The 26,026-nt window shown below is 64.9% G+C and carries 22 protein-coding genes and 3 pseudogenes; 12 read left to right on the top strand and 13 right to left on the bottom strand.

Features of this window, described 5'->3' with window-relative positions:
• Positions 1-18 precede the first annotated feature (18 nt).
• Positions 19-966 carry a LysR family transcriptional regulator gene (locus RP6297_RS20360; RefSeq protein ID WP_009240557.1) on the bottom strand — a complete coding sequence of 316 codons (948 nt, stop codon included), beginning with the start codon at positions 964-966 and terminating at the stop codon, positions 19-21.
• Between the two features lie 127 nt (positions 967-1,093).
• On the opposite strand from RP6297_RS20360, the gene RP6297_RS20355 reads away from it, so the two are divergent.
• Positions 1,094-1,720, top strand: a complete 627-nt coding sequence (locus tag RP6297_RS20355; RefSeq protein ID WP_009240556.1) for an FMN-dependent NADH-azoreductase — start codon at positions 1,094-1,096, stop codon at positions 1,718-1,720.
• Between the two features lie 143 nt (positions 1,721-1,863).
• Here RP6297_RS20355 and RP6297_RS20350 read toward each other — a convergent pair whose 3' ends face one another.
• The gene (locus tag RP6297_RS20350) at positions 1,864-2,010 is read right to left on the bottom strand and encodes a hypothetical protein (protein ID WP_004627561.1); all 147 of its coding nucleotides are present in this window, start codon (positions 2,008-2,010) and stop codon (positions 1,864-1,866) included.
• 456 nt (positions 2,011-2,466) lie between these two features.
• Between RP6297_RS20350 and RP6297_RS22735 the strand changes: the two genes are divergently transcribed.
• A complete protein-coding gene (locus RP6297_RS22735) occupies positions 2,467-2,598 on the top strand; it encodes a hypothetical protein (protein ID WP_004627564.1) in 132 nt (43 codons plus the stop codon).
• A 37-nt stretch (positions 2,599-2,635) separates the two neighbouring features.
• On the opposite strand, the pseudogene RP6297_RS20345 reads toward RP6297_RS22735, so the two are convergent.
• The 3 genes and pseudogenes from RP6297_RS20345 to RP6297_RS20335 all read right to left on the bottom strand — a co-directional run.
• A pseudogene (locus RP6297_RS20345) lies at positions 2,636-2,923 on the bottom strand (peptidase S1); the annotation flags it as partial.
• A gap of 409 nt (positions 2,924-3,332) precedes the next feature.
• Positions 3,333-3,788: pseudogene (locus RP6297_RS20340) on the bottom strand (protease pro-enzyme activation domain-containing protein); the annotation flags it as partial.
• A gap of 133 nt (positions 3,789-3,921) precedes the next feature.
• Complete coding sequence (locus RP6297_RS20335; protein WP_009240553.1) at positions 3,922-4,980, bottom strand: serine hydrolase family protein; 1,059 nt, start codon at positions 4,978-4,980, stop codon at positions 3,922-3,924.
• Positions 4,981-5,869: 889 nt separating this feature from the next.
• On the opposite strand from RP6297_RS20335, the gene RP6297_RS20330 reads away from it, so the two are divergent.
• Complete coding sequence (locus RP6297_RS20330) at positions 5,870-6,211, top strand: DUF1488 family protein (protein ID WP_004627574.1); 342 nt, start codon at positions 5,870-5,872, stop codon at positions 6,209-6,211.
• Between the two features lie 76 nt (positions 6,212-6,287).
• On the opposite strand, the gene RP6297_RS20325 is transcribed toward RP6297_RS20330, so the two are convergent.
• The 3 genes from RP6297_RS20325 to RP6297_RS20315 all read right to left on the bottom strand — a co-directional run bounded on the left by RP6297_RS20325 (position 6,288) and on the right by RP6297_RS20315 (position 9,689).
• A complete protein-coding gene (locus RP6297_RS20325) occupies positions 6,288-7,985 on the bottom strand; it encodes an AMP-binding protein (protein WP_009240551.1) in 1,698 nt (565 codons plus the stop codon).
• A gap of 152 nt (positions 7,986-8,137) precedes the next feature.
• Positions 8,138-8,659 carry a hypothetical protein gene (locus tag RP6297_RS20320; protein WP_009240550.1) on the bottom strand — a complete coding sequence of 174 codons (522 nt, stop codon included), beginning with the start codon at positions 8,657-8,659 and terminating at the stop codon, positions 8,138-8,140.
• Between the two features lie 145 nt (positions 8,660-8,804).
• Complete coding sequence (locus RP6297_RS20315; RefSeq protein WP_009240549.1) at positions 8,805-9,689, bottom strand: LysR substrate-binding domain-containing protein; 885 nt, start codon at positions 9,687-9,689, stop codon at positions 8,805-8,807.
• A 131-nt stretch (positions 9,690-9,820) separates the two neighbouring features.
• On the opposite strand from RP6297_RS20315, the pseudogene RP6297_RS20310 reads away from it, so the two are divergent.
• Positions 9,821-10,575: pseudogene (locus RP6297_RS20310) on the top strand (sulfite exporter TauE/SafE family protein).
• Between the two features lie 546 nt (positions 10,576-11,121).
• Here RP6297_RS20310 and RP6297_RS20305 read toward each other — a convergent pair.
• The 4 genes from RP6297_RS20305 to RP6297_RS20290 form a co-directional block, all read right to left on the bottom strand.
• Positions 11,122-11,628: a redoxin domain-containing protein gene (locus RP6297_RS20305; protein WP_009240547.1), complete on the bottom strand. Its 507-nt coding sequence runs from the start codon at positions 11,626-11,628 to the stop codon at positions 11,122-11,124.
• Positions 11,625-12,878, bottom strand: a complete 1,254-nt coding sequence (locus tag RP6297_RS20300) for a sialidase family protein (RefSeq protein WP_009240546.1) — start codon at positions 12,876-12,878, stop codon at positions 11,625-11,627. Before RP6297_RS20300 ends, RP6297_RS20305 begins: the two co-directional genes overlap by 4 nt.
• The gene (locus RP6297_RS20295) at positions 12,878-15,196 is read right to left on the bottom strand and encodes a TonB-dependent receptor (protein ID WP_009240545.1); all 2,319 of its coding nucleotides are present in this window, start codon (positions 15,194-15,196) and stop codon (positions 12,878-12,880) included. Before RP6297_RS20295 ends, RP6297_RS20300 begins: the two co-directional genes overlap by 1 nt.
• 82 nt (positions 15,197-15,278) lie before the next feature.
• Positions 15,279-15,680, bottom strand: a complete 402-nt coding sequence (locus RP6297_RS20290) for a DUF2946 domain-containing protein (RefSeq protein WP_009240544.1) — start codon at positions 15,678-15,680, stop codon at positions 15,279-15,281.
• Between the two features lie 197 nt (positions 15,681-15,877).
• Here RP6297_RS20290 and RP6297_RS20285 point away from each other — a divergent pair, with 197 nt between their 5' ends.
• The 6 genes from RP6297_RS20285 (at position 15,878) to RP6297_RS20260 (ending at position 21,840) form a co-directional block, all read left to right on the top strand.
• Positions 15,878-17,059 carry an ATP-binding protein gene (locus RP6297_RS20285; RefSeq protein WP_009240543.1) on the top strand — a complete coding sequence of 394 codons (1,182 nt, stop codon included), beginning with the start codon at positions 15,878-15,880 and terminating at the stop codon, positions 17,057-17,059.
• 89 nt (positions 17,060-17,148) lie between these two features.
• Positions 17,149-18,171 (top strand): TraB/GumN family protein, encoded by a 1,023-nt coding sequence (locus RP6297_RS20280; protein WP_009240542.1) that lies wholly within the window; start codon positions 17,149-17,151, stop codon positions 18,169-18,171.
• Between the two features lie 131 nt (positions 18,172-18,302).
• Positions 18,303-18,725, top strand: a complete 423-nt coding sequence (locus RP6297_RS20275) for a PfkB family carbohydrate kinase (RefSeq protein ID WP_009240541.1) — start codon at positions 18,303-18,305, stop codon at positions 18,723-18,725.
• Between the two features lie 70 nt (positions 18,726-18,795).
• The gene (locus RP6297_RS20270) at positions 18,796-19,128 is read left to right on the top strand and encodes a YnfA family protein (protein ID WP_037028572.1); all 333 of its coding nucleotides are present in this window, start codon (positions 18,796-18,798) and stop codon (positions 19,126-19,128) included.
• Positions 19,129-19,271: 143 nt separating this feature from the next.
• Positions 19,272-19,589, top strand: a complete 318-nt coding sequence (locus RP6297_RS20265) for a hypothetical protein (RefSeq protein ID WP_009240539.1) — start codon at positions 19,272-19,274, stop codon at positions 19,587-19,589.
• Between the two features lie 100 nt (positions 19,590-19,689).
• Positions 19,690-21,840: an ATP-dependent helicase gene (locus RP6297_RS20260; protein ID WP_009240538.1), complete on the top strand. Its 2,151-nt coding sequence runs from the start codon at positions 19,690-19,692 to the stop codon at positions 21,838-21,840.
• A 25-nt stretch (positions 21,841-21,865) separates the two neighbouring features.
• Here the strand turns inward: RP6297_RS20260 and mdtD are convergent, their stop codons facing one another.
• Entirely contained in the window at positions 21,866-23,296 is a 1,431-nt protein-coding gene (gene mdtD, locus RP6297_RS20255) for a multidrug transporter subunit MdtD (protein ID WP_009240537.1), read from the bottom strand.
• A gap of 191 nt (positions 23,297-23,487) precedes the next feature.
• On the opposite strand from mdtD, the gene fumC reads away from it, so the two are divergent.
• Together fumC and RP6297_RS20245 are read left to right on the top strand one after the other, a co-directional pair.
• Positions 23,488-24,876, top strand: coding sequence for a class II fumarate hydratase (gene fumC, locus RP6297_RS20250; RefSeq protein WP_009240536.1), 1,389 nt, complete (start codon positions 23,488-23,490; stop codon positions 24,874-24,876).
• Between the two features lie 103 nt (positions 24,877-24,979).
• Positions 24,980-26,026, top strand: a complete 1,047-nt coding sequence (locus RP6297_RS20245) for a sensor domain-containing diguanylate cyclase (protein ID WP_009240535.1) — start codon at positions 24,980-24,982, stop codon at positions 26,024-26,026.

The raw sequence follows: 26,026 nt of genomic DNA, 5'->3' as shown, positions 1-26,026 counted from the left end.
TTCGCAATCGTTGCAGAGTCAACGATCGGGCTGCCGAACGATGTCCTCATAGCAGCGACTGACATTTGCCGTCATGCCGGGCAACTCTTCTGCCAGGAATTCGATAAACGCGCGCACCGCCGGTACCAAGCCCCGGCGTGACGGAAACACCGCGTGAAACTGGTGCACCGGCAACCGGTATCCCGGCAGCAGCACAACCAGCCGGCCATCACGAACCGGCTCCGCGCAGAGGTTGAACGGCAGTTGCGCAACGCCAATGCCGGCCAGCGCGGTCTGCCCCATCAGATACAGGTCGTCCGTCACCAGCGCGGGGGTGTATTCGATATCGACCGCACCGCCTTCGGGAGCGGTCAGGCGCCAGCGCGTCCGCTCACCGGCCGCGCCGTCGACGCCCACGCCCATCACGCCGCGCATCGACTCCGGCGTCTCGAAGGGCCCATGCTCGGCGACAAACGACGGGCTGGCCACCAGCACCTGGTCGCTCACGCCAAAACTGCGCACGACGAGGTTGGAATCGTCCAGCGTCGAGCGCACGCGCAGCGCCACGTCGTAGCCGTCGCCGATCACGTCGACACGGCGGTTTGTCACGTCCAGCTCCAGGCGCACATCGGGCTGTGCGCGCAGGAATTTCGACAGCACGGGCGCGATGAACACATGCGCCACGCCCACCGGACAGCTCACGCGCAGGCGGCCGGAAGGTTTTTCGCCGGCGTGCTCGGCCACCTCGAAGGCGGCGCGGGCGGCCTGGGTCATCGATTCGCAATGCGTAAAGAACGCCGAGCCCACGTCCGTGACATGCACGGCGCGCGTTGAGCGCTGCAGGAGCCGCACCCCCAGACGTGTTTCCAGATCCGCCACGCGGCGGCTCACGCGCGATTTCGGAATCCCCAGCGCCCTGGCGGCGCCGGAAAAACTGCCGTGCGTCACCACGCTGGCAAACAGGACGAGGTCGTTCAGGTCTTCCATGGCGGTTCTCCAAAGCACCCGCGCATTGTCCCACTCATAGAACGATGTGTGTCGATTGGACCCACTACTGGAACTCGCTGCATCGCACTATCTTTGCAGCAACCCACCTTTTTCCTGGAGAGACACCATGCAAGTCCTTCACATTGATTCCAGCATCCTCGGTGACGCCTCGGCTTCGCGCCTGCTGAGCGCCGCCATTGTTGACGAGCTGCGCCGCGAAAACCCCAGCGCCACCGTCGTCCACCGTGATCTGTCGGTCGAAGCCATTCCGCACCTGGACGGCGCCATTGCCGCGGGCTTCCGCGCCACGGGCGCCGACGATTTTGACGACGCGACCCGCGCAGAGCATGCACGCTCGGAAACGCTCGTGAATGAACTGCTCGCCAGCGATGTGATCGTGGTCGGCGCGCCGATGTACAACTTTTCGGTGCCCAGCCAGCTCAAGGCCTGGATTGACCGCGTGGCGCAAGCCGGCCGTACGTTCAAGTACACGGAAACTGGCCCGGTCGGACTGGCCGGTGGCAAGAAGGTGATCGTTGCGTCGACGCGCGGCGGCATGTACTCCGCCGGCCCGGCCGCCGCCATGGATTTCCAGGAGGCCTATCTGAAGACCGTGTTCGGCTTCTTCGGTATCACCGATGTGCAGTTCGTGCGCGCAGAACGCCTGGCGATGGGCCCGGACGCCCGCGCACAAGCCCTGGAAGCCGCACACGCCGCCATGCGCGACGTTGTAAGCAAGGCCGTGGCAGCCTGAGCGAACAGGATTGCGGCGCAACGGGACGCGCCGCAACCGGCCTCGCAGAATGCCAAACGGGCGCCAGCAGCAATGCGGCGCCCGTTTTCGTTTTTACTGGCGTGGCAAGAAGGTTGGAGCGGCGCAGATGGCCGATCGACAAATCACTCGTCGCGGTGTTCGCGTGCCTGGTGCATGGCTTCGAGCACACGGCGCGTACGCAGCTTGTTCCACATGACCGGCACGACGATCGCAGTGGCGATCAGGCACGGTGCAGCCCAAGCGATGGTGGATTCCAGAACATTGGTCATGATGCGCCCCCCGATGTGTTGCCGATGCGCGCAGTTGGGTGGCGCGCATCGCATGGTCCCCGCAGGGCTTGCTGCCTCGACTAGGCCAAGGCGCCCTGACATCTGTCTCTATATAAACGGCTATCGGCGCCTCGCGTTCAAACTTGAAGCACAACGTTTGCCGTTTGGTGTATTTCCCGCCGATCTCGACGATCTGTCAATGGTGTGACGATAAGTTCGTAGAACATTGTGGCGCAGCGCTGACAGCGCCCGGGCGACCGGCCTCCGCTCCACAGTCTCGCCGCAAAGGTAACGGCGAATTACGGGGGCCCCGCAGCGAGTGTTGCCAACGCCGGGAGGACGGCCGTTTGCCGGCTTGGGCGCCACAGTTTTGCTTACAAACCGTAAAGCGCGGTTGCGAGGCATTTCCATACAGTGAGGCCAGATCAACGGCCACCAACACCTAGGAGCCTCATCATGAAACGCACCATCGCCCTGCTCATCCTTGCTGCTGCCGCTACCTCTGCGCTGAGCGCCTGCGTGGTGGTGCCGGCCGGCGGCTATTACGATCGCCCGCATTACTACCACCCGTACTACCGCGGCTATTGATCCGCAAACTGCGTGGCGCGGCCGGCATGTCCGCCCCTCAGGCCTTGCGCGCCTGCAGCATGCGGATGCGCGCGACGGCTTGGTGGTCAGTCGTGGCGGCGTCATAAAGGCGCGCCAGGTCGGCCTTCAGTGCCGTGCGCGAACCGCCGTCCAGGTACACCATGTGCCCCGACGGATAGAACCCCGCCGACAGGTTCTTGCGCACATCGGCATCCAGCAAGGGCATCGCCTTCAGATCCAGCATGGTCTGGTAGAACGGCGTGACGAAGTCGTAGTAGCCGTTGGCGGAGAACACCTTCAAATCCACGTTCAGGCTCATCGTGGCGGGCGTCGGTATTGACCTTGAAGTACACGGCCAGCGTAGCGCCCGGCGCAGTTGCGCCTCCCACCTCCAGGTCGAGCATGACTTCGCCGTCGGGCCCGCTCGGGTCGCCGGTTGGGCGGTTTGCGCCCTGCCCGACGGGCACGGCTGTCATCGTCGGTACGGGCATGCCCAGTTCCTGGAAGTACGCACGCAGATCGTCTTGCCGGTAGCCGCCGCCGCGTTCGATAAACGCAATGCACTGGCCCGCGCCGTCGCCCTGCGGAAAGCCGTAGAGCTGCGCGAGCTGCATCGGTGTGTACGACGCGGTGGGGGCCGCACGCGCGGGCCGGATGCCTCCCGGCTCAGTCGACCCTGCAGGCAGCGGCACGAAGCGGAAATGCGGCTGCGCCTGTGGGCGCGAGTCGAGCCCCAGTACGGCAACAACCACGTCCTGCAATGACTCCGGCAACCGCAGCGGGCCGGAACGCCCGCGGTATTCGCAATCGCCATGTGCCACGCGGTGCAGGTGCGTATCGAACGCGCGGCAGAACTGTTCGACGGAGCCCGTGAGCGTGACGGTGGCGGCGGCCACGTTCACTTCAACCACTTGCAGACTGTGTTCGCGAGCAAAGGTGCGGACGGCATCGATGTCGTCCGTAGTGGCGCCAAACTGAGCAGCCCATTCTTCGCGGGCCAGCGGTGTGGGCGGGGGCGTCCCGGCGGCATGCGCGTGAACACAGCCCGACAGGCGCGCATCGAGTTCAGCCTCGTTCGGCCGGCGCAATTGCAAAAGCGCCCGGATCTGCTCCGCCGGGTGCGCATCGCCGAGAATGCGTGCGTCTTCAGGAATCGTGCGCTCGCTGCCGTGCAGGGGGTGCCGGACCATGGACCATCTCCATGCAGGTAGGTGGCCTGTGCGTCGCAACCGGCGTGCCGCGGTGCTGTGGGTGTCGGCAGGATGCGGCGCCACCTCCCACCACGTTAGGCGATGGCTTGGCCGCTTGATCTGCGGTGTTTCGTCAGTCGCCGAAATCGGCGCCGCCAGCGCTTTCTGCGGGATGCTGCGGCTTGCCTTCGGCAAAGGCACGGCGAATCAGCGTGCCGCATGCCGCGCTGCGCACATAGGCGCGTGGGCCAAGGGTCTCGCGCACGAGCATGCCGTAGTACCGCTTGTCAGCGGTGATCCACGGATAGAAGCCGAACGCCCCGGCCGAACTGAACGCGCCGTCGCCGCCGGGCTGATCCTCGATCCAGTAATTGAGCGCGTAATGCCATGGCAGTGCGGCGGGCGTGCTGACGGCAGTCGGGCATGTGCCGGGCTCGGTGCAGACGGCATGCTGGCCGAGCATCCTGCCGAGCTGGTATTCACCGCGGATGAGACGACGCAGGAACTGGCCGTAAGCAGCCGGCGTGGCGATCATTCCGCCACCCGGTTCGGGCGCGAGATAACGGATGCCGAGCGGCTTGCCGGCATCGCGCAGGCCCGGTGCATTGGCAAGCTGGCGGTCGAGGTCATTGTTGAGCGCTTCGGCATCGGCGCGGCCCAGGCCGAGATCGATCAGCAGCTTCTGATCATGACCGCCGTTGTAGCTGAAACGGCCGACGTGCCCGGGCGTGAAGGTCGCGTTGCGACCGCGCGCAAAGCAGCTTTGCACGGTGTCATTGCGATTGCACAGCAACGGATTGAGCCCGTCGTAGCCCGAGCGCATGGTGAGCGCGTCGATTTCGGCGGGTGTGGGCTTGCCTTGCGCACGCTCGACCACGTAGGCGCCAAATATCCATTTGGAGGCCGATGCCAACCGCACCGTCTTGTTGGCGCCGATGCGCTGGCCCTGCTGCCCGTGCATCAGCTCGCCGTGGGCGTCACCGATTTCCCAGTAGTAATCGCCTAGACGCTGACAACTGCCGGCATGCGCCAGTGTTGATTGCACCGCGGCACGGCGCGCTGCCAGGCTCGGCGCAGCGGCGTGGGCGGCGGCCCCTGCCACCAATGCAGCCCATGCCACCAAAGCGGCACGCCCCCCTTGCCCGAACCCTGCGAACGCCCTGTTGTTCCGGGCGCGTCTTGCTTGCGTCATGTCGATGTCCTGCTCGTTCTGTGTTGCCTTGCCAGCCCGGCGGCACTGTAACGCAGGTGCGTGGCATTTCGCTGTTTTACGCTCGGGCGCCTGTTGCTGTGCAGTCTTGCAACAAGTCATCCACGAAACGCGCGTGACTGTATCGGTGGCACCTTGCAGGCAGGTTGCGGGGCGCCATCGTCATGCGTTTCAAACGTAAGCGTTTGCGCATCGATTAATCATCTTCGCAGGTGATGAATATCACTTCCTATTTGAACCCCCAATATGTCCTAAACCTACCGTTTATGAGCCAAATGGAGGATAAGAATCATGCCAAGGGGCGCTGGCGGTCTGCAGAGAGTGTCCTAGAATGCAACCGAAGAAAAGTAGATTTAAATAAAAGTAAATACGCGGCAGCGGCGAGCTTTCGGGAGCGGCCATGGGAACAATCAAACGGGAAACAGCGGGCTTGACTGCCCGGCTGGGGTGGGAACGTCACCCTGCCAATTGGCAGATGATTCCTACGCGTCGGCGCCTTTTTCAAACACGTCTTCCGGCGACGCGCGCCTCCACCATTCTGCTCTGGCTGCTGGCCATCTCGATTACCGTAGGTGTCGGACTGCTGCATCGATTGTGGTAGCCATAAAAACATAACGGAATTTTGTACGGGGAAGGTCGCAGCGCGAGAGCGAACACGCAGTCAACCACCGAATTGACAGACCGGCATAACGGCACCGAGGGACAGTCCGACCCGCTTCACTGGGTCAATCGCATCCGGACGGATTCAACGTCTGGAGCATCGTCATCCCTCCATTCGGAAATCACGCTCCTGCATGTGACCATTGCGCCGCGAAAGCGGCATGTGGGGCACGTCATTCAACCGGCGCGCCTGATCAATGGGGGGAGCATCATGAATATTTCATTCACCGGCAAGACGTTCAGGTCCGTAGGCGACCTGTTCTTCCAAGCCATCGTCGACGGCAAGGTCGTCAGCTGTTTCGTCACCTCCGAAGCGCTGTCGCTCTGCGATTGCGCGCATCAGAAGATCACGGCCGAAGAGGTCTATCGCAATTACCGCGACTGGATCGAGTTGGCTGCATCGGACCTGATCCGTGCAGGCTCGCTCGCGCCGGTCATTGTGCGCGGCCGCGACCTGGCCGCTTCACGCGCATCGTTGCCGCACGGTGGCGTGCCGGCCTACGACCTGGACCGCGCACGTCAATTGCGCCTGGTTCCTCGCTCGTCGCGCTGATATCAATCAGCGCTGGCGCAGCGGAACGTGCGGTCGGGGGGCCGCACGTTCCGTGGGTGCCAAAGCTCAACGCGGGTCAATCGCCCGGGAAATCCTCTTCCCAATATTCCTGCAGGTTGCGCACGCCAGCGGTGTTCTCGCTGCGCGCGGCTTCACGCATGCGCAGTTCGACTCGCCGGATCTTGCCCGAGATGGTTTTGGGCAGATCGGCAAATTCGATGCGGCGCACGCGTTTGTAGGAAGCCAATCGGCTGCGGCAAAACCGGAGGATGTCGCGCGCCAGTTCCGGGCCGGCCTCGTGCCCCGCACGCAGTACCAAGAAAGCCTTCGGCACGGCCAGGCGCAGCGGGTCGGGGCTCGGCACAACGGCGGCTTCGGCGATGGCCGGGTGCTCGATCAGCACGCTCTCCAGTTCGAACGGGCTGACTCGGTAATCCGATGCCTTGAATACGTCATCGGCGCGGCCGACGTAGGTCAGGTAGCCGCTGGCATCGCGCGCCGCAATGTCGGAGGTGTGATACACGCCGCCGCGCATGGCTTCGGCGGTTTTGTCGGCGTTACCGGCGTAGCCTTCCATCAGGCCGGTCGGGCGTGCATCCAATTCGATGCAGATCTCGCCCTCTTCCGCTTCGTGGCCGTCGGGGTCGCGCAGCGTGATGCGGTAGCCCGGCAGCGGCCGACCCATCGAGCCTGGCTGGACGCGCTGCCCCGGGCTGTTGCCGATCTGGCAGGTCGTTTCGGTCTGACCGTAGCCGTCGCGGATGGTGATGCCCCACGCCGCGCGCACCCGTTCGATCACCTCCGGGTTGAGCGGTTCGCCCGCGCCCACGAGTTCGCGCAGGGCGGGCTTCCACGCGGCCAAGTCTTCCTGGATCAACATGCGCCACACCGTGGGCGGTGCGCACAGCGTCGTCACCTTGGCGCGGCAGAGCACATCCAGCACTGCTTTGGGCTCGAAGCGCGCGTAGTTGTAGATGAAGACGGTGGCGCCGGCATTCCACGGCGCGAAGAAGCAGCTCCACGCGTGCTTGGCCCAGCCGGGCGAGCTGATGTTCCAGTGCACATCCCCCGGGCGCAGGCCGATCCAGTACAGCGTGGACAGATGCCCGACCGGATAGCTCGCATGCGTGTGCATCACGAGTTTGGGCTTGGACGTGGTGCCGGACGTGAAGTACAGCAGCAACGGATCGCTAGCCTGCGTGGGTGCGTCAGGCGTGAACTCGGCTGGGGCATCGTAGGCGTCTTCAAAGCGGTGCCAGCCTGCCGGCGCCTTGTCCGTACCGATCGCAATGCGCGTGAAGGTGCCCGATACGGCGTCGAGCTTGGCGCAGTCCGCCGCGCCCACCACCACGTGACTCACCTCCCCCATGGCAATGCGTTCACGCAGGTCTTCTGCGGTGAGCAGCGTCGTGGCCGGGATGATGACCGCGCCGATCTTGATGCTGGCGAGCATTACATCCCACAGCCCGGGCACGTTGCCGAGCATAAGCAGGATGCGATCTTCACGCTGCACACCAAGCGCCCGCAAATGGTTGGCCACGCGCGCCGACCGCTCGGCCATCTGCGCGAACGACAGCCGCGTCTCGTTGCCCTGATCGTCGACGACCCAGAGCGCGATGGCGTCGTTGCCCCGCGCCATGGCGTCGAAATAATCCAGCGCCCAGTTGAAGCGGTCCAACTGGGGCCATGCAAAATCGCGCACAGCGGTGTCGTAATCCTCACGGTGCGCGAGCAGAAAGTCGCGGCACCGCAGGAAAGCGTCCAGCGATGTCATGCCTGTCTCCTGGGGTTCGGAGCGTGGTGTTACGCACGCTCCAACAGCACGCGCCTCGTCCGGGCGCTACGGAAACGCACCTGCAACCGACATCGCCACTTATAGGAGGAATTCCTCCGCCAGACCAGCCCGGATTGTCCCGAGCCATACGCTCATTGCGAGCGCGGCGGAAAACGCAGCGATCGGCCGCCGCCCAGGCTCAGCCACGCCCAGGCGGTTGCGGCAACCACCACACCCAGCACGACAATCCACTGGGCGCCCACCAGCATCAGCTCAATGGTGCCGGCCATGTCCGGAAGAATCTGCGGCCACGCCGGCGCAAGCCAGCCGTCGGCATCAAACCATGCGCCGCGCCCGGCCCCCGTGGCCAGCTCCACCGCCAGCAGCGCTGCATTGATGGCCGCGAACGCCATGCCGCTGTGTGCCAGCAGGCGGCTGAACACCGGCAATTCATACAGGGGCTTCATATATTGGATGTGCCGCGTAAGCGACCACGCGCACACGATGAGCAACGCAACGCTGATAGCCGCTATCAGCGCCGGGCTGCGCAGGCACACGCCGAGCGCGATCCACGCCAGCGCATTGATTTCGTGGCGCCGGTAGATGCGCAGCGCGCGCGCCGCGTGCAACAGGCCGATCGGCGGAACACCAGGGGGAACACCGGCAGACGCCATGATGTGCTCCATGAGCGGAGGGTTGGTGCGGCGCCGCACGTTTGTGGCGCTGTGCGGCCCGCAACTGCTTGCAGTGTACCGACGCGTTTTCACCGACGCGAGTTCAAACAGCATCTATCCATCAAATGACGGACGCGCTCCCTGCTCATGCCTCGCGCAAATGCTCGATCAACTGGCGCGCAAAGACAGGCAGGTCATCGAAATGGCGCACGCAGATGCGCAGCAGGCGCGTCGCCCAGGCGTCGGTCAGGCGCACACGGCGGATGCCCATGGAGCGTTGCAGACGGATCGCCGCATGCTCTGGAATGACGCCCACGCCCACGTTGCGTTCCACCATGCGGCACACCGCGTCGAAACTGCGCAGGCGCACGCGATATTTGAGCCGGTGGCCGGCGCGTGCGGCGTGCCCCGCCAGATATGCCTGCAATGCGTTGTCGCCTGTCAGGCCGACAAAATCTTCCTGCAAGGTTTCAACGAAGGCCAGCTCGCGGCGCTCGGCCAGCGGATGGTCGCGCGCGGTCACCAGCACGATGCGGTCGTGGCGGAACGGAAAGGTTTCCAGCCCCGAAAGATCGACCGCGTCGTTGACGATGCCGATGTCGGCGCGCCCCTGCGCAATCGCTTCGACAATCTCGTGGCTGACCAGCTCTTCCAGGTCGATATCGACTTCAGGGTGTACGGCCAGAAAAGCGCTGAGCGTTTCCGGCAGGAACTCGGTCATCGCCGCCGTGTTGGAAAGCAGCCGCACGTAGCCCTTTAGGCCACGCGCGTATTCGCCCAGCTCACCGCGCATGCGGTCCATCTGTTGCAGGACGACGCGGGCGTGGTGGACGAGCGTGCGGCCCGCAGCGGTCGTTTCCACGCCGCGCCGGTTGCGCGTGAGAAGGGGCACGCCAAGCGTGTCTTCCATCCCGCGGATGCGCGCGCTGGCCGATGCCAATGTGAGGTGCGCGCGTTCGGCGCCCGCCGTGATGCTGCCGGCTTCGGCGGTATGGAGGAAGAGTCGGAGGTCGGTCAGGTCGAAGCGCACGATACCTCTCAAAATTGGAGTCTGCCTCAGCCTCACACTGAGGCTCGCTCAATGTATCGCAGATTGCCGCGGGGTCGCCACTGCTCGAGACTGAGGCTTCTTCCGACAGAACATTCCCAAATTCGCCCCCAATGGAATCCGCCACGCCGTTGCTTTTTGGCGCGGGCCTGATCGCCGGCATGATGAATGCGCTGGCGGTGGCTCGTTTGTCACCCTGCCCGCGCTCATGTTCGCGGGTGTGCCGTCGGTGTTTGCCAATGCGTCGAGCACGGTGGCACTGCTGCCCGGCGCGGCCACATCGGCGTGGGCGTATCGCGCGGACTATCGCGGGTTCGGACACGTCTCGATGCAGGCGATGGTCGGGATCAGCCTGGTGGGCGGTCTGCTCGGCGCGCTGCTGTTGATGAACACATCGTCTCGCGCGTTCGATTTCATCGTGCCGTGGCTGCTGCTGATCGGCTCGCTGGCATTCACCTTTGGCAAACAGGCCGGCGCGTGGCTGCGTCGGCGCGTGCAGATCGGGCGGACAACACTGCTGATCGCGCAAGGTGCGCTGGCCATTTATGGCGGCTACTTTGGCGGCGCGGTCGGGATCATGATGATGGCCGTCTGGGCCCTGCTCGGCCACGACGACATCAAAGCACTGAACGCCTCACGCACCTTGCTGGTGGGGGCGACCAACCTGGTGGCGGTGGCGTGTTTTGCGCTGGCAAGAATGGTGTGGTGGCCGCAGACGCTGGTCATGCTGGTGGCCGCCGCGCTGGGTGGCTATATGGGGGCGCATGTGGGCAAGCGTTTGCCGGTGCCGGTTGTGCGGGCGCTGATTTCCACATTCGGCTTTTCGATGACAGCGCTGCTGTTCTGGCGCGCCTGGTTGCACGTTTGAACGTGAAGAGAACCGCCATGTCACACATGCAGCCTCATTCGACACACTGCGCACCCGCGCCGCGAGCCCATCGCGATCCGCGCCCACACCGCGCCTGGCGCAGTGCCTGGCACGCCCACATTGCCGAGACCCCATCTGCCGAATCGGAAATAGCGGGGGCGCAAACGGTGTTCTATATCGCGCGCGGTCTTGCCGTCTTGCTGGCCGCCGTGGCCGTGGGCCTTGGGGCCGCATCCAAGGACGCGGAACGCCCATCCACGCCATACCCCTCTTCTTCGCAGGCGACAGCGCGCTAAGGGCACGTTATCATCCGCCCCGCTACCGCACTGTCCCGGGAAATACAGATTCACTTTTCGACCGGGCAAAGAAAAAGCCCGCGGGCCGGGGGGCGAGCGGGCTTAACATCTTCAGCCTTTGACGACGAAAGATGGTCGGGTGTGCTTTGTGAATGAGCAATGCGCCGGAATTCACAAAGCGGAGCCATTATAAAAAGTGCACGCCCCCCGCCATACCCCAACAACGAGGGGGGTCTGCGTCATTTTCTGATTAATCCCTGAGCGCTGTTTCCAGTATTTGCGGCGTCAGCAACCCGCTCGATGCGTGACGCTTGCCGTCCGGGCGGAGGATGATCGTGCGCGGCATCTCGCCCTGCCAGCCGGGGTCGAGCGCGGCGCGCAGGCGCTCCGGCATGTCTTCGGCGTTGGCGTACTGCGGCATGCGTGCAACGTCGATCTTCCCGTCGCGGGCCAGCGGCGCCAGCGCCCGGTTCAGCATCTCGGCCTGGTCCGGACCATCCATCGACACCATCACCACATCCACGTTCTTCTTGGCGGTACGCCGCCATTGCGCGATACGCGCGATGTTCTCGCGGCAGTAGCTGCAATCCAATGACCAGATTTCGACGATGAGCGGACGCGCATGGGGCGTCTGCAGCAGCGCCGGCACATCGCGGGCATGCAGCGGCCGGAACTGCAGCGCACCCGCGGCCTGCGCCGTCAAAGCGGCGGCGGATAGCGCCGCGGCCATCGCCACCGCTCTCCATCGAATTTTCATTTCGATGCCTCCAATGATGAATTGGACGGAACGACATTGCTGATATCGATCAGGCGGTAACCCTCCGCCTGGGTACGCCAAGACAGGTAGACATGGCCGTCGCGCGCGAGCAATTGCGGGTGATCGCTGCCGCCATTGGTGTTTGCCACGTTGGCCGGCGCCGACCAGTGCGCGCCGCCGTCGATGGATTTGCGCAGCAGGATCTGCATGCGGTCGTCGGCAAACTGTTTCCAGACCAGCCACAGCGCGCCATACGCGGCGACCAATGCGGGGTGCGAGGCCTGCGCTCCGGCTTGTGGCGAACCGGCAAAGCCCCAAGGCTCGCCGATCGGTTTGCCGTCGGCCGACAGCCGGCTGTAGAACAGACCGGGCTTGTCCTGTTGCACGGAGAACCACGCCATGTGCCGCACGCCATCTGCCGTGACGGCCAACGCGGGGCCATGGTGCGGACACGCATCGACGCGCCACTCCGAGAACGTCGCGCGCGTGACGGCAAGCGGCGTGTTATCGATCGGTAATGTCGCCAATGCGTGATCTCGGATCTGCCCGGCAAACACGTTGCGCCACAGCGCGAGCATGTGCCCGTCGGCATCGGGCGCCAGCGCAATGCGGCAGCATTCGCAGGTCTGGTCGATGACCTTGCGCTCGGGAGCGAAGGTTGCGCCGCGGTCGGTCGAAACGGTGTAGTACACCGCTGCGCCGTCGTACGGCTGCTTGGCGGCCTGCGCCCGCAGCAGGTCGCGCTTGTCGATCCACGTGACGAAGATGTGGCCTGCGCTGTCGACCGCAATCGAATCGAAGCGGTGCGTGATGGGTTGGCGATCGTGATGGACCGTGACTGGCGCGCTCCATGTCCTGCCGCCGTCGAGCGAGCGCGAGAAACGCACGAAGCCCGTGTATGGCGCATCGAGCGGGCGCGACCAGCTCACATACAGCGCACCGTCCGGGCTGGCGATAACCTTCGGACGGTTCTCGCCGTCGGTATAGATCGGCTCGGGTTGCGGGTTTACGCGCCGCGGCGCGGACAGCGTTTTGCCGAGATCGTCGGACGAAGCGACCACCACGTGCTGCCCTTCGGCCCACGTCACCCACAGGCGCCCCGCCTTGTCGAACGCCGCCGTCGTAGCAAGCTGCGGTTTGGCGGCGCCCTTGCCTGCCATGCCACCGTGGTCGTGACCTTCGTGCGCAAGCGCCAGCGTTGCCGCAAAAACCAGCAGCGCACCGGCCAGGAATCGAGGAATCGACTGCATTACAGACGCCATTTCAGTTGCCCATAGAAGGTGCGCGACGGGTACGGGTGATACACGAAATACTGCCTGTCGGTCAGGTTGTCGACGCCCAGCGCCAGCGTGATGTGCTTGTCGATACGGTAGCTGGCCTTGAGGTCCACGGTGAAGAAGCTGCTGGTGCCACCGTAGACATTCGGCAGCACATCGGTGTTGTCGAGCGTGCCGAATTGCCGCCCCGAATAGCGCACGCCCGCGCCCACCGTCCAGTCGGGGGTGGCATGCCAGCTCGCAAAGAGATTGGCGCGCACCCGCGGCATGCGCGGCCAGGTCTTGTCGACGTAGGTCGGGTTGGCGGCGTCGGCCAGCGTCTTCGATTGCGTGAAAGCGACGTTGGCTTCGACGTCCACGCCGCGCACACCCGCATCCCGCAGAACGTCCTGCCCCGAATACGCCAACTCGATGCCGCGCGTGCGCACGCGATCGACGTTCTGCACGTTCGTCACGTTGGGCGTGACGGTGATGTTGGTCTGCGTGTAGATGCTGTCGCGCACGTCGCTCTGGAACAGGCTGGTACGCAGCACGCCGTAGGGCACGGCCTGCTCGACGGTGAAGTCGAAATCATTGGCGCGCTCAGGTTTGAGGTTCGGATCGTTATTGACGATCGTGTTGCCGCTGATCGTGCCCTGGAACAGCTCCGCCACCGTCGGAAAGCGCACGGCGCGGCCATACGACAAGCGCAGCAGCGTGTCTTGCGTGGCCTGCCATTGAATGGCCGCCTTGGGCGAAAACGCGTCTTCGGTACGGCTGGCGTAGCCCAACGCGCTCGTGCCGTTGCCGAGCTGGCCGTTGTAGGCGCGCCAGCTTTCGTAGCGCAGGCCCAGTGTGGCCAGCCAGCGCGGCGCAAACGCCCACGCGTCCTGCAGGAAAACCGCCTGAGTTTGCGTGTCGCCCTGGTAGCTGGATTTGAGCGTGGATAGCGTTTCCGTCGACCAGTTCGTCGCGTTGAAGGTCTGGTTGCGCAGGTGGTATTGGTCGTAGTGGTAACCGGTCGTGAAGGTATGGCCGGACACCGTGGGAGAGGTCGCCTTGACGTCGAAGTTGGACCAGCCGGTGCCGTCGCCATAGAACACCGTGCCGGGCCCATTGCCGGCCGCCGTGTTCGACGCGCGCAGGATGTCGCGCGAAACGTTGTAAGCGGAAGCGTTGGTGTCGATCTTCCAGCCGCCGATCTTGCCCTTCACGCCCAGGCCGTAGAGCCAGTTTTCCTGGTCGCCGTTTTGCGGGGCGAAGGTGTTCGGGGCGATCGTGTACGGCGTGCCGTTGATCAGCACATTGCCGCCCGTGACGGTGTTGCCGGCGGCATCGCGAAGGAAGCTGAGCGCCTGATCGTTGAAATGGTTTTCCCAATGGCCCAGCGTGAGTGAGGCCTCCAGGCTGTCGTTGAACACATAGCCGAATCGCAGCGTCTCTTGCAGCTGCTGGGTGCGCTCGAGCATCTGGGGCCCGAGAATCACGCGCGGCTGGCCGTTGGGGCCGAGATCCTGCCGCGCGCCCGTGACCGGCACCGGCGTGCCGCCCGCGGTGAACCGGGAGTTGGGCGTGGCGTATTGCATCGGTTGGCTGTCGTTCTCCAGCCGGTCGACTGACAGCGCATACCAGAACTTGCCGATGCGGTCGCCCAGCGATGCGCTTTCGTGGTTTCCGGTGACGTTGCGCGAAAAGCCATAGGCATCGTTGTAATGCTGGCTCATCACCTGCGTCTGCGCGGCAGCCTCGAATTTTTCGGGGCGGCGTAACGTCATCGCAATGGTCGTGCCCATCGAGTTGCCCGGCAGGAGCGCAGAGAACGGCCCATACAAGATATCGACGCGCGCCAAGTCATCCGGCCCGACCATCGACCAGCGCGGCGGGAAGCTGTAGCTCGAGCCAAGCAGGTTCGAGAGCAGGATGCCGTCGGCATACAGCAGGCCGCGGGCACTTTGAATCTCGTTGAAATCGCGGCCGGCGAAGATGGAATTGCGGTCGCCAATGAAGCGGCGGCGCACCATCACATTGGGCTGATATTTGACCGCGTCTTCGGCGGTGACGACGTTGCGGTCAGCCAACTGATCGGCCGTGACGCTTTGCACGACCGCCGGTGTATTGCGGGCGAACGGCGCGGGGTTGGCAGTGGCGCGCACCACCGTGGGCGCGAGTTCCTGCGTGACGGGCGCGGGCACGGATGCCGCATCCTCGGCCGAAAAAGCAGACAGCGGTGCCGCTGCGCTCAGGGCGAGCGCAGCACGGCACACCAGCGTGCGCTTAGGGGCAGCGGCCCCGGTGCGCTTGTGGAATGACATCGGAAAGGTCTCCGGATTGCGATGGCGTCGGCCCAAGCGGGGCCGAACGCAAAGGCGCCACGGCGTTACGTCCGCAGGCGCGTCAGATCGACAACGACGGAGACACAGGAGGCGCGCGCGACTCGGCCACGCGCAACGCACTGCGCGCGTACACGGGCGCCGGGGTGGCCGGCTGCCGCACGCGATAGATGAAATGGGCGGAAGGAACATCCAACGCCGGCAACGAGGCCAGCGCCAGCCCGGCAGCAAACCCCGGGCAATACAGACAGTGCGCCACGCTGTGGTGGGCGGCCGACCCGTCGGCGGAGCCATCGCCTTGCAGATCGATGGCAACCTGCACGGTGCTGCCATGCGGGGCCGTTGCGCTGCACAGCTCGACGTCGAGCGTGCCCGTGGCCGCCGCGCGTGCGGAGGCGAGCACCGGCGACAGTACGTTCAGTACGATCGCAAGCCAGACGAGGAAGAGCCAGCGGCGATGGAGCATGGATAGGCAACGTCAGAATGTGTGGAGTATAGCGCTGCACACAGTTCCCCGAATTGCCTGCGGCACAGTGCCGCGCAATTGCAAATCGGCGGAGCCGACTGCAATCCGGCTGGCAATTCGGGCGGAATTAGCCTTAATTATTGGATCGACTATAATTTATAGCGATTTCCATAATCAGGTCTAAAACAGGGCTTCCCATGGATTCCGACACCGATACCGGACGCTTCAGCTTCCACCGCCAGGACCTCGCCAACACGTTGTGCGACAGCCTGGAAGGCAAGGGCCTGGCCGATGCGCGCTCAGGCCTGTTCCTGGCGGCGCCCCGGCGCACCGGCAAAAGCACGTTCCTGCGCGAAGACCTGGTGCCGGAGGTCGAACGCCGCAAGTGGATCGCCATCTACGTGGACTTATGGGCCGACCGCGCACGCGATCCCGGCCTGCTGATCGCCGACGCCATCAAATCCAAACTGGCCCAGTTTGACGGGCCGATCGCCAAGCTGGCCAAGCAGGCCGGCATGGAGAAGGTCGACGTGTTGCGTACGTTCACGTTCAACCTCGGCAAGATCGGGCTACCGCCGGGCATCACCCTGGCCGACGCGCTCGATGTGCTCTACAAGGCGGTGCAGCGGCCCGTCGTGCTGATCATCGACGAGGCGCAACACGCGCTGTCCACTGAGGCCGGCACCAACGCCATGTTCGCGCTCAAGGCCGCGCGCGACCAGATGAACCAGGGCGTGGTCGAACCGCGCCTCTTCCTCGTCTTTACGGGGTCGAACCGTGACAAGCTCGCCAACCTGCTGCTCAATCGCACGCAGCCGTTTTTCGGCTCGCGGGTGACCAACTTCCCGCTGCTGGGGCGGCCGTATGTGTCGGCGTACACGGCGTGGGTCAACCAGCACCTGGCGCCCAACAACCAGTTCAAGGAAGACGACATGTTTGCCGCCTTCCAGCTCGTCGGGCACCGGCCGGAGATGCTCAAGGGCATCGTCAGCGAGATCGCCCTGGAGCTGGGCGAGGCGGCCAGCCTGGGCGAGTTGCTCAAGCGCGGCGCGCAGGGTTTTCGCGACCGCATCTGGGGCGAGATCGAAAGCGATTACAGCGCACTGACGGAAATCCAGCGTGCCGTGCTGGCGGTGCTGATCGAGCGCGGACAAGGCTATTCGCCGTTTTCGGAAGACTCGATGAAGGCATATGCGGCCAAGCTCGGCCACAGCGAGTTTTCCACCGCCACGGTGCAGGCCGCGCTGGACGCGCTGCGCGACAAGAACCTGATCTGGAAGGAGTCGCGCGGCGCCTATGCGCTGGAAGACGAAAGCCTGGCGCTGTGGTTTCGCGAGACGCGCGGTGCGCATGCCGTGCCGCCGAAGCTGAGCGAGTAGCGCGTCAGGGGTGATCATCGTGCGGCACGCAATGGCTTGCGCCCGCTAAACTGCACAGACGACCACAACAATATTCGGGGAGCAGCCAAATGGCACGCAATCGCACCACGTGGCGCGCGCTCGCGGCCGCGTTTTTCCTATTGACGGGCGTCGGCACGGCTGCCGCGCAAGACACCACACCCGTACAGGCACCGGCACCGACCCCGAACTGTCCGCCACCCGCCTCAAGCTTCATCCCCAAAGACGGTTGGGCCGCCGCCGCGCAACGCGCGACCGACCACGGCCTGCTCTGGCGCATCGAAAAGAACGGTCACACCTCGTGGCTCTACGGCACGATCCACGTTGCGCGGGCCGACTGGATGCTGCCCGGCCCCACCGTGCGCAGCGCGCTTCAGCAGGTTGACAGCATCGCGCTCGAACTCGACCTGCTCGACAAAGACACCGACCGCACACCGCTAACCGCGCAAAACAGCGCAGAAGACCGCCGGCTCCTGACCGGCCGTCGCGGCGAGCGCTTCAACAAACTGCTCTCCGCGGCTTGCCTGCCCGACACGGCCCTCACGCAGATCCGCAAGTTCCAGCCGACCATGCAACTGGCCTCGCTGGCGGTGCTGGGGGTACGCACAGACGGGCTCTATCCGGATTTCGGCATCGACCTGTTTCTCACCACCTACGCCAAGAGCGTGCACCTGCCGATTGTGCCGCTCGAAACGCTGGCGCAGCAGGTGCGCGTGCTCAACGAGATCGTGCCGAAGAACGAGGTCGCGCAGCAATTCGATACCGTGCTCGACGCGATTGAATCGGGCGAGGCGCGCACGCAGACGCTCACGCTCGCCAATGCCTGGGCCGACAGCGACATCAGCACGCTCGAGCACTACCCGCAGTGGTGCGATTGCCTGAAGACGGCATCGGACAAACGCGCCTTCCAACGGCTGGTGACGAACCGCAACCGCGCCATGGCCGAGAACATTGCACGCGTGCACAACAGCGGCCAGCGCGTGTTTGGCGCTGTGGGCGCGCTCCACATGATCGGACCCAAGGGAATTCCCGCGCTGCTGGCGGCCCGCGGGTACAAGGTCACGCCGGTGTTGCCGCCACCCGATCCGCGTTAGGCCGCGTGCGTTTTTGCTGTTCGGTCAGCGCTTTTCCCGCGGCGTCGATCCGACAGCCGCTGCCAGTTCGGTATGCGCGGCCAAGTCCGCGCGGCGATGGGCGCCCCCACTACGCGCCGCCGCTGCTGCGCATGGCCGCCATCGTACCGGTCATCAAGGTCTCGGATGAAGATCTGCGCCAACTGTTTCCCGGTGATGCCGATCCGTTCGCCACGCTGCGCACCCTCGCGCCGCAAGCCGACATCCTGCTCACGCTCGGGGCCGACGGCATGGAATGGCTGGCAGCGGCGCACGGCGGGCAAGACGATGCGCGTATCGCCCAACCGGCCTTTGCCGTGCCGGTGGCGGACACCGTCGGCTGCGGCGATGCCGCGATGGGCGCCTGGCTGGCGAGCCAGCTGCATTCGCCTGGGGCGCCCGTGCAGGCGCACTTGCGCCGGGCTGCTGCGGCGGCCGCCCTCACCGCCACGCGCGCCGGCGCATACGCGGGCACGCAAGCCGAGATCGATGCGCTGCTGCAGGTGCACGCGCCTCGCACGCCTGAGACCGGGTAACCATCGCGACAGCACGGCCCCACATGCCACAATCGGCGCCGTCTACGTCTTGATTGCTCCGGGGCCCGTTTTGGAACTGCTTCGTATTGCCGTGCTGTTTGCCTTCACCGCCGTGGCGGAAATCGTCGGCTGCTATCTGCCGTGGCTCGTGCTCCGGCAAGGTAAGCCGATCTGGCTGTTGCTGCCGGCGGCCGCCTCGCTCGCGCTGTTTGCGTGGTTACTGACATTGCACCCGGCTGCGGCCGGCCGCACTTATGCGGCATACGGCGGGGTGTATATCGCCGTAGCGCTCGTGTGGCTGCGTCTGGTCGACGGTGTGTCGCTCACCCGCTGGGACATCGGCGGCGCGGCCATTGCGTTGACGGGCATGGCCGTGATCGCCCTGCAGCCGCAGGCCAATTGATCGGATTGCACGCGATATTTGCGTTTTCCTGAGCGAAACGGAATCCTAAGCTGCCGCCATGATCGGAGGGTGGATCATTGATGCGGCCACCGCGCTGCGCGCCGGTCACCTACTCACCCAACCGTTCTGTTCTGGAGGCCACGATGCCTGCCAACACCCTCAAACAACTTGCCGTGGCCACGATGCTGATGACCGCAGCGATGACCGCCTCGGCTCTGACCACGTCAACGTTCACTTTCACCGATCAGGATCTGCAAGGGATGCTCGCGCACAGCCAGCCTCCGCAGCCGATCCAGCCGGCCAAAGCCACCGAATCGGCGTCTCCTGCCCGGCTCCGCGTCGGCCTAAGCGATCCGGGCACGCGACTCGTGCTGCCTTGGTTCCTGGCGGATCTGGTGGATGCGGTCAACCGGCGGGCATCCCCGCAGGACTTCGCGAAAAAGCTGCGGGACGGGATCTGATCGGCCAACGTCGCCGGCCTTCCGTCCGCCGCTCTAACTTTCCGCAGGCAGGCATCACAGTGCTGTATATTCATACAGTTATTTTTTGTGACGCCCTGCCGTGCTTGCCGCCTCCCCCACCCCAGACACCGCCAATGCGCCGGCCACGCCGGGTTACCTGGCCCAGCTGAACGACCAGCAGCGCCAGGCGGTCGAGTTCGGTATCTCTGGAGCGGACGCGGCGGAAACCGGCCCGCTGCTCGTGTTGGCCGGTGCGGGGTCCGGCAAGACGCACACCCTGGGCTGGCGCGTGGCGCATCTGGTGGCCAACGGCGCCGATCCGCAACGCATCCTGCTGCTGACGTTTTCCCGCCGGGCGGCGAGCGAACTGTCGAACCGTGCCGGCCACCTGCTGGCGCGAGCCATGCAGGGCGAGCGATCGAACAACGCCCTCAATTCGGCCGGCACTTCGTACAAGACCACGCTGCCCTGGGCCGGCACCTTCCACGGCATCGGCGCGCGCCTGCTGCGCGAATATGCCGAGCGCGTGGGCCTCGCCCCCGATTTCACCATCCATGACCGCAGCGACTCGGCCGATCTGCTCAACGTCGTGCGCCATGAGCTGAACCTGTCGACCAAGGAACGCCGCTTCCCGCTCAAGCAGACCTGCATTGCGATCTACTCGCGCGCCATCAACGCCGAGAGCCCGCTGAACGCCGTGCTGAAGCACCATTTTCCGTGGTGCGCGATGTGGGAGACGCAACTGCGCACGCTGTTCGATGCGTATGTCGAAGCCAAGCAGGCGCAGCACGTGCTCGACTACGATGACCTCCTGCTCTACTGGCACGCGATGTCGTCCGACACCGAACTGGCGGCGGAGATTGGCGCCCGTTTCGACCACATCCTTGTCGACGAATACCAGGACACCAACCGGTTGCAGTCATCCATCCTGCGTGCGTTGCGCCCGGACGGCCGCGGTGTGACCGTGGTGGGCGACGACGCGCAATCGATCTACGCATTTCGCGCGGCGACGGTACGCAACATCCTCGATTTTCCGCGCCACTTCTCGCGGCCGGCGCACACAGTGTTGCTGGAGCGCAATTACCGTTCGACGCAACCGATTCTGGATGCCTCGAATGGCGTGATGCGTTTTGCTACGGAGCGCTTTGCCAAGACGTTGTGGACGGACCGCGCATCGACGCACCGGCCGCGCTTGATTTCAGTTCGCGACGAAGCCGAGCAGGCGCGTTGCGTGGCCGAGCAGGTGCTGCATCACCGTGAAGGCGGGCTGACGCTGAAATCGCAGGCGGTGCTGTTTCGCACCGCGAGCCACAGCGCGCCGCTGGAGATCGAACTCACGCGCCGCAACATCCCGTTCGTGAAATACGGCGGCCTCAAGTTTCTGGAGGCGGCACATGTGAAGGATGTGCTGTCGGTACTGCGCTGGGCCGAGAACCCGCGCAACCGCATTGCCGGGTTTCGCGTGATCCAGTTGCTGCCAGGTGCAGGCCCCGCCACGGCGGCACGCGTGCTCGACGCCATGGCGGAAGCGGCGGACCCGATTGCCGCGCTGCTCGCCTACGAGCCACCGGCGCGGCTGGCCGGCGACTGGTCTACGCTGATGGCGCTCATGCAAACCCTGCGCGTACCCAAAGACAGCCTGGAATGGGCTGGCGAACTCGAAGCCGTAGGCGCTTGGTACTCGCCGCACATGGAGCGCCTGCACGACGACGCGGCCGTGCGCCAGGGCGATCTCGACCAGCTCGCCCGCATGGCCGCAACGTACGCCACCCGGGAGCGCTTCCTGACCGAGATGACGCTCGACCCGCCCGAGTTGACCAGCGATGAATCGGGCGACCCCTACCGCGACGAGGACTACCTGATCCTCTCGACGATCCATTCATCGAAAGGTCAGGAATGGAAGGCGGTGTATGTGCTGAATGCCGTGGACGGCTGCATGCCGGCCGATCTGGGCGCCGGCTCGCACGAAGAACTGGAAGAAGAACGCCGGCTGCTCTACGTGGCGATGACCCGTGCGCGTGAGCACCTCGACATCCTGGTGCCCCAGCGTTTCTACGTCACCCAGCAAACACCCAATGGCGATCGGCACATCTACGCGTCGCGCACGCGCTTCATTCCGCCTGCGCTGCTGCCGCTGTTCGAGGCATGCGCGTGGCCGGAACCGGAGCCCGGCGCGGACCCCGCAGCCGAAGCGCGTGCCGCGGCCAAGGTCGACCTGAGCAAGAAGATGCGCGGCTACTGGAAAAAGTAGTCAGCCTGGTCGCCAAAGCGGGCGTTCAATGCACTTCCATCTCGGGCCGCTTGACGACGTGCGTTGACTCGAAGCGCGAGAGCTGCGCGAAGATCCATGCGGCCGCGCAGGTCATGACGCCCACGCAGACAAACGTCTTGTGGAACGCCGCGAGCGTGTCGCGCCCTTCCGGTCCGGCGGTGAAGTCGGTAAAGCCCGTCAGCAAGGCGCCGGCTGCGGCCACGCCCAAGCTCATCGACAGCATCATCACCATCGACAGCATGCTGTTGCCCGCGCTGGCCAGGGGGCCCGTCAGGTCCTTGAGCGTGAGCGTGTTCATGGCCGTGAACTGCATCGAGTTGAACGTGCCGAAGATCGCCAGTTGCACGATGCGCAGCCACACCGGCACGTTGGGCGTCATCACGGCAAAGCTGGCCATCATCAGGCCGACCATGACCGTGTTGACGGACAGCATGCGGCGATAGCCGTAGCGCTTGATGGCCCACGTGCCCAAAGGCTTGGCGGCCATGCCGGCGGCAGCCACCGGCACCATCATCAAGCCGGCCTGCAGTGGCGTGTACCCCAGGCTCACCTGCAGCAGCAGCGGAATGAGGAACGGCATCCCGCCGCTGCCGATGCGTGCAAACAGGTTGCCGAGCACACCAATGGAAAAGCTCGGAATGCCAAACAGCGTGCGCGGAAACAGCGGCCCGGCCACGCGCCCCGCATGCAGCCAGTAAGCCGTGAGCGCCGCCAGACCAAAAATCAGCAGCACCAGCACCGTCGCGTGCTGGAAGCCCAGTTCGGACAGCCCGTCGAGCGAGAACGACACCGCCGCCATGCCGAAGGCCAGCATCAGATAGCCCGACCAGTCGAAGCGGCTGTCGTCTTCCGCGTGCACATCGGGCATCACCTTGAGCGTGACGAGCGCGCCGATCACCCCCACGGGAATGTTGATCAGGAAGATCCAGTGCCACGACACGGCCTCCACCAGCCAGCCCCCCAGCGTCGGGCCGATCAGCGGGCCGATCAGCCCCGGGATGGTGACGAAACTCATGGCCGGCAGGAACTGCTCGCGCGGCACCACGCGCAGCACCGTCAACCGTCCCACGGGCATCAGCAGCGCGCCGCCCACCCCTTGCACCACGCGTGAGGCAATCAGCATGGTCAGGCTGCGCGATTCCGCGCACAGCAAGGAACCGATCGTGAACAGGAAGATGGCGGCGAAGAACATCTTTCGCGTGCCGAAGCGGTCGGCCAGCCATCCGGACGCAGGCATCAGCATGGCGGTCGTCAACGTGTAGGCGATGATGACCGACTGCATCTTCAGCGGGCTTTCCGACAGGCTGCGTGCCATGGCCGGCAACGCGGTGTTGACGATCGTTGAATCGAGGGTCTGCATGAACAGACCCATCGCCACCAGCCAGAGCAGCGGTTTCAAGGAGGGGTCGACGGAGGCGGAGGGCGTGGTGGGCATGAGGCGGGGCAGAAGCGGCAGGATGCGACGCAGCCGTCATTGTGGCGTGCCTCGCCTGTGCCCGCAAACCGTGTACCCAACGCGCAGGATTGTGTAATGTGCCGCCATACCGCCCCTACAACCGACAAGGGCACTGCGCTCTGCCTATACTGGAGCGCTAATCCGAGTCACCTCGTGCCCTCGCTCCCGCCATGACCACCCGTACTGAACGCGACACCTTTGGCCCCATTGAAGTCCCTGCAGACCACCTGTGGGGCGCACAAACGCAACGCTCGCTGCAGAACTTCGACATTGCCGGCGACCGCATGCCCCGCGAGCTGATCGACGCGCTCGCCCGCATCAAACGTGCCAGCGCCGTCGTCAACCATCGTCTCGGGCTGCTCTCCGCAGACAAGGCCAACGCCATCGTGGGCGCCGCCGATGAAGTCATCGCCGGCAAGCACCCGAATGAATTTCCGCTGGTGGTCTGGCAAACGGGCTCGGGCACGCAGACCAACATGAACATGAACGAGGTGCTCGCCAACCGCGCCAGCGAGCTGCTCGGCGGGAAACGCGGAGAAGCACGCCTCGTGCATCCGAACGATGACGTGAACCGCAGCCAGTCGTCCAACGATGTCTTCCCCACGGCGATGCACGTGGCGGCCGTGACGGCCATCACTCGGCACCTGCTGCCCTCGCTTCGAACGCTGCGGGAGACCCTCGCCAAGAAAGCTGCGGATTTCAACGACATCATCAAGATCGGCCGCACGCATCTGCAGGACGCCACGCCGCTCACGCTGGGCCAGGAGTTCTCCGGCTACGTTGCCCAGTTGCAGCACAACGAAACGCATCTGAACGCCGCCCTGCCGCACCTGTGCGAACTCGCGCTGGGTGGCACGGCGGTCGGCACCGGCCTCAACGCACCGGCCGGTTACGCCGAACAGGTGGCCGAAGAGCTGGCGCAATTGACCGGCTTGCCCTTCATCACCTCGCCGAACAAGTTCGAGACCATGGCATCGGCCGATGGGCTGGTGCATGCGCACGGCGCGCTGAAAACGCTGGCGGCCAGCCTGACCAAGATCGCCAACGACATCCGCTGGCTGGCCAGCGGCCCGCGCAGCGGGCTGGGCGAAATTTCCATCCCCGAGAACGAGCCCGGCTCGTCGATCATGCCCGGCAAGGTGAACCCCACGCAGAGCGAAGCGGTGACGATGCTGTGCGCGCAGGTGTTCGGCAACGACGTCGCCGTGAACGTGGGCGGCGCGTCGGGCAACTTCGAGCTGAATGTATTCCGTCCGATGATCGCGTACAACTTCCTGCACAGCGTGCGCCTGCTGGCCGACGGCATGCGCAGCTTCAACGATCACTGCGCCGTGGGCATCGAACCCAACCGCGACCGCATCGACGAGCTGGTGCAGCGCTCCCTGATGCTGGTGACGGCCCTCAACCCGCATATCGGCTACGACAAATCGGCGCAGATCGCCAAGAAGGCGCACAAGGAAGGCACCAGCCTGCGCGAGGCCGCCCTGACGCTGGGCTATGTCACGCCCGAGCAGTTCGATGCCTGGGTGCGGCCGGAGAACATGGTCGGCGCTAAATGATTTGTCATCGGGCCGCGGCTTGCAGGGCGCGGCCTGTCCTTTTTCTTTTTTCCTTTTCCAACGCCCGTTTCAAGCGCGCCGGCCCGCCCGGCGCCCTTTGCGCATGAAGCCCGCTCCCATTCCGAAGAACGAACCCGAACGTCTTGCCTCGCTGCAAGACATGCTGTTGCTCTCCACACCCGACGAGGAGTTGTTCGACCGCGTCACGCGCACGACCAAGCGCGTGTTCGACGCCCCGATCGTGCTCGTGACGCTCATCGACGCCCAGCGTCAATGGTTCAAATCCTGCATCGGTTTGGACGTGCGCGAGACCGGACGCGACATCTCGTTCTGCGGCCATGCAGTGGCCGAAGACCAGATGCTCGTCATTCCCGACACCCAGGCCGACCCGCGCTTTTCCGACAACCCGCTGGTGACCGGCGCGCCGCATATCCGCTTCTATGCGGGGCGCCCGGTCAGGAACCTGGCTGGCTACCCCGTCGGCACGCTCTGCGTGATCGACCAGAAGCCACGGCCGTTTGAACAGGCCGAGCGCGAGTTGCTTGATGATCTGGCCAGTTGGGTCGAATCTGGATTTCGCGAGCGCGAACTCAGTGAAACGCAGCGCTCCATCCTGACCGAGCTGCAGGTTGCGCGTCACGAAAGCCTGACCGATCCGATGCTGGGCATCTGGAACCGGCGCGCTGCGATGGAGCTGCTCACGCGCGAATGCGGCCACGCGATGCGCTACGGGCAGCCGCTTTCATTGCTGGTGGTGGACGTTGACCACTTCAAGCGCGTGAACGATACGTACGGCCACCCCGCAGGCGATGCAGTCCTGGTTGAGATCGCACGCAAGCTGCGCGTGAATGCGCGTCCCGTCGATGCGGTCGGCCGCTATGGCGGCGAGGAATTCCTGGTGCTGCTGCCTGACACGACCACAACGCAGGCCACCGGCATTGCGGAACGACTGCGCAGCGCGGTGGAGTCCTTGGAGATCGCCACCCCGGAGGCCGACATCCGCTGCACCATCAGCGTGGGCCTGGCAAGCTGCGAGCAGGGGCAGAACCCATGCACGCCCACCGACCTCATCATGCGCGCCGATGCTGCTCTGCTGGCCGCCAAACGGCTGGGGCGCAATCGCGTGATATTCGACGGCCAGCCGGTGTAG

The organism is Ralstonia pickettii, from assembly GCF_016466415.2.
Classification (GTDB): domain Bacteria; phylum Pseudomonadota; class Gammaproteobacteria; order Burkholderiales; family Burkholderiaceae; genus Ralstonia; species Ralstonia pickettii.
Note: the sequence above shows the minus strand (reverse complement) of the source record. Positions and strands in the feature narration are given on the sequence as shown.

Bases quoted from the DNA above. Each gene is read 5' to 3' on its own strand.
- mdtD (WP_009240537.1), bottom strand. From the start codon at position 23,296: ATGCCCACCACGCCCTCCGCCTCCGTCGACCCCTCCTTGAAACCGCTG.
- RP6297_RS20320 (WP_009240550.1), bottom strand. From the start codon at position 8,659: ATGGCGTCTGCCGGTGTTCCCCCTGGTGTTCCGCCGATCGGCCTGTTG.
- RP6297_RS20275 (WP_009240541.1), top strand. From the start codon at position 18,303: ATGGCCGCCATCGTACCGGTCATCAAGGTCTCGGATGAAGATCTGCGC.
- RP6297_RS20290 (WP_009240544.1), bottom strand. From the start codon at position 15,680: ATGCTCCATCGCCGCTGGCTCTTCCTCGTCTGGCTTGCGATCGTACTG.
- RP6297_RS20285 (WP_009240543.1), top strand. From the start codon at position 15,878: ATGGATTCCGACACCGATACCGGACGCTTCAGCTTCCACCGCCAGGAC.
- RP6297_RS20360 (WP_009240557.1), bottom strand. From the start codon at position 966: ATGGAAGACCTGAACGACCTCGTCCTGTTTGCCAGCGTGGTGACGCAC.
- RP6297_RS20265 (WP_009240539.1), top strand. From the start codon at position 19,272: ATGCCTGCCAACACCCTCAAACAACTTGCCGTGGCCACGATGCTGATG.
- RP6297_RS20280 (WP_009240542.1), top strand. From the start codon at position 17,149: ATGGCACGCAATCGCACCACGTGGCGCGCGCTCGCGGCCGCGTTTTTC.
- RP6297_RS20245 (WP_009240535.1), top strand. From the start codon at position 24,980: ATGAAGCCCGCTCCCATTCCGAAGAACGAACCCGAACGTCTTGCCTCG.
- RP6297_RS20355 (WP_009240556.1), top strand. From the start codon at position 1,094: ATGCAAGTCCTTCACATTGATTCCAGCATCCTCGGTGACGCCTCGGCT.
- RP6297_RS20335 (WP_009240553.1), bottom strand. From the start codon at position 4,980: ATGACGCAAGCAAGACGCGCCCGGAACAACAGGGCGTTCGCAGGGTTC.
- RP6297_RS20300 (WP_009240546.1), bottom strand. From the start codon at position 12,878: ATGCAGTCGATTCCTCGATTCCTGGCCGGTGCGCTGCTGGTTTTTGCG.
- RP6297_RS20295 (WP_009240545.1), bottom strand. From the start codon at position 15,196: ATGTCATTCCACAAGCGCACCGGGGCCGCTGCCCCTAAGCGCACGCTG.
- RP6297_RS20325 (WP_009240551.1), bottom strand. From the start codon at position 7,985: ATGACATCGCTGGACGCTTTCCTGCGGTGCCGCGACTTTCTGCTCGCG.
- RP6297_RS22735 (WP_004627564.1), top strand. From the start codon at position 2,467: ATGAAACGCACCATCGCCCTGCTCATCCTTGCTGCTGCCGCTACCTCT.
- RP6297_RS20330 (WP_004627574.1), top strand. From the start codon at position 5,870: ATGAATATTTCATTCACCGGCAAGACGTTCAGGTCCGTAGGCGACCTG.
- fumC (WP_009240536.1), top strand. From the start codon at position 23,488: ATGACCACCCGTACTGAACGCGACACCTTTGGCCCCATTGAAGTCCCT.
- RP6297_RS20350 (WP_004627561.1), bottom strand. From the start codon at position 2,010: ATGACCAATGTTCTGGAATCCACCATCGCTTGGGCTGCACCGTGCCTG.
- RP6297_RS20305 (WP_009240547.1), bottom strand. From the start codon at position 11,628: ATGAAAATTCGATGGAGAGCGGTGGCGATGGCCGCGGCGCTATCCGCC.